The organism is Candidatus Bipolaricaulota bacterium, assembly GCA_021159055.1.
GTDB lineage: Bacteria > Bipolaricaulota > Bipolaricaulia > UBA7950 > UBA9294 > S016-54.
In genome coordinates this window covers 1-7,228 of record JAGGSO010000150.1, presented here as the reverse complement: position 1 = coordinate 7,228, position 7,228 = coordinate 1, and the positions used below count along the sequence as shown (strand labels likewise).

The 7,228-nt window shown below is 62.7% G+C and carries 8 protein-coding genes; 2 read left to right on the top strand and 6 right to left on the bottom strand.

The window, feature by feature from the left end:
• The first annotated feature begins 171 nt into the window (after positions 1-171).
• A complete protein-coding gene (locus J7J55_07700; GenBank protein ID MCD6142578.1) occupies positions 172-873 on the top strand; it encodes a hypothetical protein in 702 nt (233 codons plus the stop codon).
• Between the two features lie 150 nt (positions 874-1,023).
• Here the strand turns inward: J7J55_07700 and J7J55_07695 are convergent, their stop codons facing one another.
• From J7J55_07695 to J7J55_07670, 6 genes are all read right to left on the bottom strand, one after another.
• The gene (locus J7J55_07695) at positions 1,024-1,182 is read right to left on the bottom strand and encodes a rubredoxin (protein MCD6142577.1); all 159 of its coding nucleotides are present in this window, start codon (positions 1,180-1,182) and stop codon (positions 1,024-1,026) included.
• Positions 1,182-1,763: an SMC-Scp complex subunit ScpB gene (gene scpB, locus J7J55_07690; GenBank protein MCD6142576.1), complete on the bottom strand. Its 582-nt coding sequence runs from the start codon at positions 1,761-1,763 to the stop codon at positions 1,182-1,184. The genes J7J55_07695 and scpB overlap by 1 nt, the downstream gene beginning before the upstream one ends.
• Before the next feature lie 14 nt (positions 1,764-1,777).
• Positions 1,778-2,494: a hypothetical protein gene (locus tag J7J55_07685; protein ID MCD6142575.1), complete on the bottom strand. Its 717-nt coding sequence runs from the start codon at positions 2,492-2,494 to the stop codon at positions 1,778-1,780.
• A gap of 11 nt (positions 2,495-2,505) precedes the next feature.
• Positions 2,506-5,031 carry a chromosome segregation protein SMC gene (locus tag J7J55_07680; protein ID MCD6142574.1) on the bottom strand — a complete coding sequence of 842 codons (2,526 nt, stop codon included), beginning with the start codon at positions 5,029-5,031 and terminating at the stop codon, positions 2,506-2,508.
• On the bottom strand, positions 5,028-5,219 hold the full coding sequence (locus tag J7J55_07675; GenBank protein MCD6142573.1) for a helix-turn-helix transcriptional regulator: 192 nt from the start codon (positions 5,217-5,219) through the stop codon (positions 5,028-5,030). Before J7J55_07675 ends, J7J55_07680 begins: the two co-directional genes overlap by 4 nt.
• 114 nt (positions 5,220-5,333) lie before the next feature.
• Positions 5,334-6,263 (bottom strand): hypothetical protein, encoded by a 930-nt coding sequence (locus tag J7J55_07670; GenBank protein ID MCD6142572.1) that lies wholly within the window; start codon positions 6,261-6,263, stop codon positions 5,334-5,336.
• A gap of 283 nt (positions 6,264-6,546) precedes the next feature.
• Here J7J55_07670 and J7J55_07665 point away from each other — a divergent pair.
• A partial coding sequence (locus J7J55_07665; protein ID MCD6142571.1) for a sodium/proton-translocating pyrophosphatase occupies positions 6,547-7,228 on the top strand: 682 nt, incomplete at its 3' end.

The following is a 7,228-nucleotide window of genomic DNA, read 5'->3' as shown; positions in this document are numbered from 1 at the left end:
CCCTGTGGGTAGAGGACTAATTAGGAGGAAGACATGAAGAAGGCCATAGTCATAGTTTCGATCGCCGTTTTGGCAATAGCGGTGCCGCTTTTCGCCGCTCCTGAGGGACGGACCGCCATGGTCCTCCCGCCCCTGCTGGGCGACAGGCCCGGCTACCATCCCCAGGCACTGGTGTATTTTTTGATGGGACTCGCCCAGGCTGGGGAGAGCGCCATCGACGTCTATGCCCCGGAGGAGTACGGCGAGGGACTTCGAGTGCTAGCAGGCCAGTTGATGGCCGCGTTGAAGTTGGCCACCGAGGTGAATATCCGCACGGAGCCCCTGGACGAGACCTACGACAAGGTGATCTGGCTGGGGGGATTCAGCTGGTACGGGCTGGTCTACCCCGGCCTCCCGGTGGAGGGGGCTCAGGGGCTCCTCGCCCTGAGCGGGGACCTGGCGTCCAGGGGGAAACTGCTGATGGCGGTGGGGAGCGGGATCATCCCCGTTATCCTGATGGGAGTTCTCCCCCCTGGGATCGAGGTGGCTGTCTACCCGTGCCAGGACCTAGTGAACCTCTGCCAGGAACACGGGCTGGTTCCGGTGCTCCCCACGGGCGAGGTCTGCCAGAAGGCGGATGGTCGGGGGCTCCCGCCGGCCGGCCTCAAGCTGGTACAGGCGGAGGACAAAAAGCTCCTGGTGGCGGCCATCCCCTGCAGCTGGTATGGGGCCGAGGAGGAGAAACAGCTGGAGGACGACTACGGAGAGGCTTACAGCGCTGCGGTGAGATCCCTGATCAAGGCCTCCCTGGAGGAGCTGCCCCCCGGCTGGTCCACCGAGGTCCCTGCGGCCTGCCCAGAGCCGGCAGCCGGCTCGGATCCCAGCGGGAGCTAACGTGCTCCGCTTTTGAACAGTAGCCGCGAGGAGAAGGGAAATGAGGGTCTGCTATTGGATTTTGTGGGCAATGCCGCCTAACTGTAGTCAATAAGCGCACGGGCGGGATAAAAGCCCGCCCGTGTTTGGCTCCCAGGCAAGGGATAAGAGCTAGACCTCCTCGAACATCTCCTTCCCCGCGCCGCAGTCGGGGCAGGTCCAGTCGTCGGGTAGGTCCTCGAACGCCGTACCCGGCTCGATCCCGGTCGTCGGATCACCCTTCTCCGGATCGTAGATATAGCCGCACATCGTGCACTCGTACTTCTGCATCACTCGACCTCCTTCTCGTCGATCTCTCCTTGGCCAGCTTCTTTCAGCCCGTCTTTGTCGATCTCGAGCTCCTCCCGCACCGCCCCGACATGGAACTTGAATTCAGCCACGTCCGAGAGCCCGAAGTAGCGGAGGAACTCATCGGTCACCGATAGGAGCAGAGTCCTCCCCTGCGGCTCGGCCCGGATCAACCCGCGCTCGATTAGCTCGGTTACGTGACCGTACGCCTTGTTCCCCCGCACCTTGACAAGATCGGCCTGGGTGAGGGGGTTGTTGTAAGCGATCATCGCCAGGGTACGAAGCACCGGTCGGGGGATGTCCTGCTGGGGGGCAAGGTGTCCGACCCTGTCCACGTATTCCCGTTTCACCTGAAAAAACGCACGCCCGTCCTCGACCAGGAGCTCAAACCCGTGCTCCGGCGCCGCGAACGCTTCCTTGATCTCGTCCAGGATTCGGTCGACATAGGCGAGGGCCGTTCCGCCGAGAAGCTTGGCGAGCTTTCGTCGGGTGAGCGGTTCCGGGGAGAGGAAGAGCGCCGCCTCGACCAGCCCCCGGTCATCGGTCCGCGTCTCCTCAGGCATCCCCTCCTCCTCGCTCACTCCGCCGCGGTGAGCTTAATGACGATGTCCCCCAAGAATTCCTCCTGCTCGCAGATGATCTCCCCCTGCGCTGCTAGGTGCAACACCTCGACGAACCGACTTACCCGCTCCTCCTTGTCCCCGCGCTCCAACAGCCGGAAGAAGCTGATCGCCTTTCTCCCGGAGAGGAGCTTCTTTATCCGGGTGAACAGGCGCTGCAACCGAGAGGTGATGTCTTCCCCACCGAGCTCGAAGTAGTCGAAGATGTCCTCGTCATCATCGGGTGTCAGACTCCTGCGGGCGGCGCGCCTCCGGTCGACCTTGAGGGCGGCGGCGAGGGCGGCGCGCAGGTCGGTGAGGGTGACGCGGCGACGCGGGCGGCGGCGCAGCGGGAGGACGAACTCCTCGTCCGGTTCGATCGGAGCATCCCACTCTTCCGCTGCCTCATCCACCGCCTCCTCCAGCTCGGCGATGAACTCCGATCGCGGCCGGGCAGAGGCGAGGAGCTCGTCCGACTTCATACGCAGAAGCACCGAACAGGTGAGAACCATCCTCCCGGGGATCTCGAACCGGAGCTCATGCATGGCGCGAAGCATCTCGCGGTAGCGGCGGGCGAGCTCCCCGACGTCGATGTCCCACGGGTCCATGTCCGCGGTCAGACGGCGGAGCGTCCCCTCCCACGTTTCGTTTGCCAGGGTCTCGAGCGGGATATCCGCGATCCGTACCGGTTCCATCGTCCCTCCGGTCAATTCAGGTTGAGCGCCAGTATCTGGGAGACGCCGTCTTTAATTGTCACCCCGTAGGCCCGGTCAGCATGACGAACTGTTTCCTCGTTGTGGGAGACAACGATCACCTGCATCCGCTTGGCGTACTCCCGCAGCATTCGCGCCAGACGGGTGGTGTTCAGGATGTCCAGCGCGGCGTCGATCTCGTCCAGGACGAAGAACGGTGCCTTCTGGTACTCCTGCAGGGCGAAGATGAACGCGGTGGCGACCAGGGTCTGCTCCCCCCCGGACAGGGCGTCGATCACGTGCGGCTCCTTCCCCGGTGGGTTTGCCTTGATGAGGAGGCCGCTCGAGATGTCGTCCGGGACCTCAAGCTCGAGGCTTGCGCTCCCTCCTTGGAACAACTGGCGGAATATCCGGTCGAACTGGACCGAGATCTCCTCCAGAGTCTCAAGAAACCGGGCCCGCTTGCGGGCTTCGATCTCCCCGATCAGCCGCTCGATCTCGTGCTTTTCGGCTTCGAGCGCGTCCACCTTCTCCCGGAACGCGTTGTACTCCTGCTCGAACGCCGCGTACTCGTCGATCGCTCGCATGTTCACCGGCTCCAGCCGACGGATCCTCCGCTTCGTCTCCCCGAGGCGCCGTTCGAGTTCGGAGAGGGATGCGTCGATGCAGTTCGACTCATCGATCTCGGATGCTCCGAGGGACTCAAGTTCCACCTTTGCCTCCGCTTCCTCACGCTCGTAGCGGGAGAGCCCTCGACGCAGCGTCTCCAGGTTTTGGTAGACCTCCCGCCGGCGCTCGCGCAGGGCGCGCAGCTCGTCCCCTCGCGTGGACGCCTCGTCCTTGGTCTTGTCCTCTTCCTCCTCCTTGGCAGCGAGGGCCCGCTCCTTGGCAGCGAGGATCCCCTTCCGCTCCTCCAGGTCCTTCTCCAACCGGGCTATCTCGCGGTTCAGCTTTCCGATCCGCTGGCGGCGCTTGGCGACATCGAACTGCGCGTCCGGCGCCTTCTCCGGCTTTTCCGCCCGGGCGGCGCTTGGGCGCCATCCCCCGGTGAGGGCACCCCCCTTGCTCTGCAGGTCCCCGTCCAGGGTGACCGCCCGCACCCCGTCGACGTCACGCAGCGCCTCCAGGTTCTCGGCGACGAGCGTGTCGCCAAGGATGTACTCGAACGCGCGCCGATACTTCGGCTCGAACTCGACGAGGTTGATCGCGTAGTCGATCACCCCGGGGCGCTTGAGCGCCTCGGCCGCGGCCAGGCTCTTGCGCGGGGTGACGAGACGCCCGAGCGGGAGGAGACGAGCCCGCCCGAGGCGCTGCGCTTTGAGGTAGTTGATGCACTCGATCGCCGTCTCGCGCGAATCGACGACGACGTCGTTCAGATGCCCCCCGGCCGCTGTTTCGAACGCCGTCTCAAACCCCGGTTTTGGAGTGGAGAGCGAAGCGATCGTTCCGTACACCCCACCCCGCTTGCGGGAGAGGAGCGCCTGCACCGCCCGGCTTGTCCCGGTCGGGGCCCTAGCGCGGGAGATCGCCGCTGCCTGTACCTTGGTGATCTCGGCGATCATCTCCTCGAGGTTGCGCACCTGTTCGCGCTTGAGGTCGATCTCAGTCTGCACCTGTAGGATCTCGCGGCGGAGCTGTTCCACCTCGCGCAAAAGTGAGATCTTGTCATCTTTTCCGAGTTCATCGCGCATCCCCTCGATCTCCCACTCCTTGTTCTCGATCGCGAGATCAAGGGAGTCGAGCTCTTTCTGTAGGTTCTCGATCCTTTCGGCCATTCCTTCGCGGGCTTCCACGGCGCGGCGGAGCTTCTCCTCGATCGCCTTGCGTTGCTGCAGCCGGATTGAGCGCTCGATCTTCACCTGCTCGTCGAGGAGGCGCTTGTACTCCAAGGCGGCGTCCCGTTCCTTGGCCAGTTCCAGCAGCCGGCGTTTCCGCTCGGCGAGAATGACGCGGTGGGTGTTCAGCTTCGATTTGACGTCCTTCAGCTCGCCTATCGCCTTCCTCCTCTTTTCGTCGTAGGCGGCGATCCCGCTCACCTCGTCGATGATCTCCCGCCGCCGGAGCGGGCTGCGCTTGATGATCTCGGTGATCTGCCCCTGGGCGATCACCTGCTGGCCGTCGGGGTCGATCTTCGCCTCCTCGAGGATGCGGTCGATCAGCCCGCGCGGACAGGTCTTCCCCATGAACGTGTACGTCGACGATGTGCGGGTTATCCGGCGGCCGAGCACGATCTCCGGAGCGCGGTCGCCGTTCTCGAAGAACGGGTCGAACGTGCCATCCTGGTTGTCGAGGTGAAGGAGCACCTCGGCGACCTCGGCCGGGGAGTGGTGCTCTCCCCCGTTGAACAGGAGGTGCTCCAGCCGGTCGGCGCGGAGCTGAGAAGAGCGACGCCCCATCACGAACCGAATCGCGTCGATCAGGTTCGATTTTCCCGATCCGTTCTCCCCGAGGATCGCGGTCATCCCGGAGAAGAACGGGATCACCGTCCGCTTGCGAAATGACTTGAATCCGGCAAGTTCGAGCTTGGTGATCTTCGTCATCGCACCCGATCGGCTTCCCGCGTCCGGGCTGCGAGGAGGGCTTCGATCTTGAACCGATTGTAATCGTTCGGTTCGCTCTCCCCCTCTTCCCAGCGGATGATAGACGGAATCGATACCCCAAGTTCTGCAGCCGTACGGCGCTTGCTCCACCCATGCGCCAGTCGGAACTGCTTAAGCCGTGTTCCCACCCGATCCATTCTTGTTTTCCCCCTCAAAATCGGTTTACTAATATAACTTTTGTTACGCAGAAATGCAAAAGCAACGGGGAAGGAACGTTTCCCTTCCCCGCTGATTTCCTCCTGCTACTTACCCAGGAATCCCCATACGAGCGCTCCGACCCCGGCGAGCAGGGCGACGATCGAGATGAAGTACAACGAGTTCACCTGATCCTGGAGATCCGTGAGCTGGGTTCCACTCTCCAGGGCGGCGATCCGGTTTTCGTGGTCCTCAAGCAGGTTCTTGTTGGCGAGGATCGCCTGCTTGTTGGCGTCGATCTCGGCGGAGAAGTCGGCGAACGCCTGGTCGAACCCCTCCAGCTTGGACCGATTGTTGTCGATCTTGATGGAAAGCGCACTCATCGTCCGCTCGAGCTCGATTACCTTCTTCTTGAACGTCCCCACGTCCTGGTCCTCCAGGACCTTAACACGGCCGTTCAGATCGGCGATGCTCTTGTTGACCGCGGAGAACTGAGCTGCGGTGTTCTGTTTGAATCCGTTAATATCTTGTTGGACGGCAGCGATGTCCGCCTGGACGCTCTGTTTGAACGCCTGATAGTCGTCGCTCAGCGCGGCGACGGCATCCTTCAGCGCAGCGATGTCAGCCTGGTTTACGTCGACCTTCTTGGCGACGGCGTCACATGCCGCGGCAAGGTCGGAGAGCTTCTGTTCCAGCGCCCCGATCCGGTCACCGTACCCTTTCTGAACCGCTCCCATCGCATCCACGTCCTGACGGAGGCCGATGATCTTCCCTTCCGCGTCCTTGATCTCGAGCGACACGGCGCTCAGGGTGTTGCGCAGGTCGTCGGTCTTCCCGTTCAGCGTGTCGATCTGAGCCATGTTCGCCTGAATCTTATCCAGGACATCACTCATGAACGACTCGAAACAGCCGAGCGCACCGGCCAGGGAGGTCGGCTTGTCGGCCTCAACAGGAGCGGCCTCCTGCGCCTGCGCCACCGCCAGGAAGAGTATGCTCGCCATGAGCCCCACCAGTGCCACTGTGATCCACTTTTTCATAGTTTCCTCCTCTTTCTTTTTCAGCGCACACCTCTACTTTTCAGGATAGCGATCGAGCCAAGAAAAGAAGGGACCGCGGTTTTTTTGGAAGCGTTCGTTTGTCAGTCGACCTGGGGACAGGTGTCCTTAACGCCTTTGCGGCCAACAGATCGGGAATTTGACCCTTGCGGCGCCCGCGGATGGGGGATAGAATAGCCCCGATTTTTGTCCGGCGTGGGCCCTCGATCGAGGGGAGGAGTTGGACCTAGGCGAAAACAACTAAAGGAGAGGTGGGAATAACGACATGACCTACTTAGTAGCAATTCCGGGTGTAATTTCAGTCCTCGCCCTGTTGAGCGCGTACACATTCAACCGTTCCGTCATCCGCAAGGCGCAGGGAACGGACCGGATGAAGGAGCTCCAGGGGTACATCCGCTCCGGGGCGTTCACCTTTATGCTGGAAGAGGCGCGGGTGATGGCGATCACGATGGTCGTGATCGGCATTCTCCTGTGGGTCCTGTTCTACTGGGAGATCGCCGTGGCGTTCTGGCTCGGGTCGCTCCTCTCCATGGCGGCCGGGTTCATCGGAATGAACGCCGCTACTCACGCCAACGCCCGTACGACGCAGGGGGCGCGCAAGTCGTTCAAGGAGGCGCTCACGGTGGCGTTCTCCGGCGGGAGCGTGATGGGGCTATCCGTAGCCGGCCTGGCCGTAGGAGGGCTCGTCCTCATCTTCCTCATCTTCCGCCACCTGTTCGACCCGACTACCCTCCATATCCAGACACGGTACCTGTTCGGGATCAAGAGCGCCGGAGTGAACTTCATCAAGGGAGCTCTTGTGGTCAGTGCCTACTCGATGGGGGCATCCCTCGTCGCGCTGTTCGACCGCGTCGGCGGCGGGATCTACACCAAGGCGGCCGATACCGCGGCCGACCTCGTCGGGAAGGTCGAGATGCACATCCCGGAGGACGACCCGCGCAACCCGG

Coding starts and splice junctions, on each gene's coding strand:
- scpB (MCD6142576.1), bottom strand. CDS start 1,763: ATGCCTGAGGAGACGCGGACCGATGACCGGGGGCTGGTCGAGGCGGCG.
- J7J55_07695 (MCD6142577.1), bottom strand. CDS start 1,182: ATGCAGAAGTACGAGTGCACGATGTGCGGCTATATCTACGATCCGGAG.
- J7J55_07680 (MCD6142574.1), bottom strand. CDS start 5,031: ATGACGAAGATCACCAAGCTCGAACTTGCCGGATTCAAGTCATTTCGC.
- J7J55_07670 (MCD6142572.1), bottom strand. CDS start 6,263: ATGAAAAAGTGGATCACAGTGGCACTGGTGGGGCTCATGGCGAGCATA.
- J7J55_07685 (MCD6142575.1), bottom strand. CDS start 2,494: ATGGAACCGGTACGGATCGCGGATATCCCGCTCGAGACCCTGGCAAAC.